1 protein-coding gene and 1 pseudogene are annotated in these 914 nt (G+C 45.1%); both read right to left on the bottom strand.

Features of this window, described 5'->3' with window-relative positions; genetic code table 11:
• A pseudogene (locus A3750_RS20980) lies at nt 1-203 on the bottom strand (alpha/beta hydrolase); the annotation flags it as partial.
• Between the two features lie 18 nt (nt 204-221).
• Nucleotides 222-914: aldo/keto reductase (locus A3750_RS20975; RefSeq protein WP_068548756.1), on the bottom strand; the 693-nt coding region annotated here is incomplete at its 5' end.

The raw sequence follows: 914 nt of genomic DNA, 5'->3' as shown, positions 1-914 counted from the left end.
TCAACGGTAACCGTCTGGCCTGCTATCTCAATCTCAGCATCGAGTAATGCCTGGTAATGCCTTACCGACATAATGCCATCAGCATGAATGACATCGTAAGGACTGAGGTCAGCAATCACAAAATTCTCTGAAAACAATGTCTGCTCAACTCCATGGCGTACAGACCACAGTGCTTTTTTTATCAATCCGGGTTCTTGTGACATATAAGGTTCTTTAATCAATCAGGGGCAAGGGATTGTATGTATTTGATGCAGCCGGTCAAGCTCCACTAACACATCGTTAGATAACACCACATCAATGGAAGCTATGTTTTCACTTAACTGATCAATGTTTGTCGCACCAATGATATTACTGACCACAAACATTTGCTGATTAACAAACGCCAGAGCCAATTGGGTAATAGACATTCCCTGAGAAACTGCGAGCTCTCGATAAGCCTGTGTTGCCTTTTCTGCTCTGTCGTGAGTATAACGCGTGAACCGATCAAACAAGGTTAAACGCGCACCTTCAGGGCTGCGTCCGCCCAAGTATTTTCCGGAGAGCACGCCAAATGCCAAAGGCGAATATGCTAACAGTCCAACATTCTCTCTAATCGAGCATTCGGCAAGGCCGACTTCAAAACTTCGGTTAAGCAAGTTGTAGGGATTTTGTATCGATACTGGGGGAGGCATATCTAGCTCCTGTGCAACGCTTAGCGAAGTCATTAGCCCCCAGGGGGTCTCGTTAGACAAACCCCATTGCCTTATTTTTCCGGCATCTAGATGCTCTTTCAGTGCTGACAAGGTGTCAACTAAAGGTATCGCTTCAGCGGCGTCATCGTGACTATAACTAAGCTGACCAAAGTAATTAGTTTGACGCTCAGGCCAATGAAGCTGATAAAGATCAATATAATCTGTACCGAGACGCTTTAAACT

It is taken from the genome of Oleiphilus sp. HI0079 (genome assembly GCF_001635105.1).
This window is presented reverse-complemented; position numbering and strand designations above follow the sequence as displayed.